Consider the following 836-nt stretch of genomic DNA (forward strand, 5'->3'; position numbering starts at 1 on the left):
CGACGGGTTAGCGGGGGTCGCCGAATGGGCACGGTTCAGGTTCTTCGTAGTACGTATCCGCGGTTTACTCGGGGTGCGCGCCGTCCGGTGGACTTTTTGGGTCGTATCGGCGATCACATGCTGTTTTATCTGCGCGCGTTGGGTGGGGTGCCGCATGCGGCGGTGCACTTCCGCAAGGAGATCGTGCGGTTGATCGCCGAGATCTCGATGGGTGCGGGCACGTTGGCGATGATCGGCGGCACGGTCGCGATCGTGGGGTTTTTGACGTTGGCCGCCGGTGGCACGTTGGCGGTGCAGGGTTATTCGTCGTTGGGCGATATCGGTATCGAGGCGTTGACGGGGTTTTTGGCGGCGTTCATCAACGTGCGTATCGCGGCGCCGGTGGTGGCCGGGATCGGGTTGGCGGCCACGTTCGGGGCCGGGGTGACCGCGCAGTTGGGCGCGATGCGTATCAACGAGGAGATCGATGCGCTGGAGTCGATGGCGATTCGGCCGGTGGAGTATCTGGTCTCTACGCGCATCGTGGCCGGGATGGTGGCGATCACGCCGCTGTACTCGATCGCGGTGATCTTGTCGTTTGTGGCCTCGCAGTTCACCACGGTGGTGTTGTTCGGTCAGTCCGGGGGGCTCTATGACCATTATTTCGACACGTTTTTGAACCCGATCGATTTGTTGTGGTCGTTTCTGCAGGCGGTGCTGATGGCGATCACGATCTTGTTGATTCACACCTACTTCGGCTACTTCGCCTCGGGCGGGCCGTCGGGTGTGGGGGTTGCTGTGGGCAACGCGGTGCGTACCTCGCTGGTGGTCGTCGTATCGGTCACCTTGCTGGTCTC

General features: G+C 62.2%; 1 protein-coding gene. It reads left to right on the forward strand.

The features are described 5' to 3' along the window. Nucleotides 1–24 precede the first annotated feature (24 nt). On the forward strand, nucleotides 25–836 hold an 812-nt coding region (locus A5698_RS27570), incomplete at its 3' end, for an MlaE family ABC transporter permease (RefSeq protein ID WP_067091716.1).

Origin of the sequence: Mycobacterium sp. E136 (assembly GCF_001666865.1) — a bacterium.
Taxonomy (GTDB): Bacteria; Actinomycetota; Actinomycetes; order Mycobacteriales; family Mycobacteriaceae; genus Mycobacterium.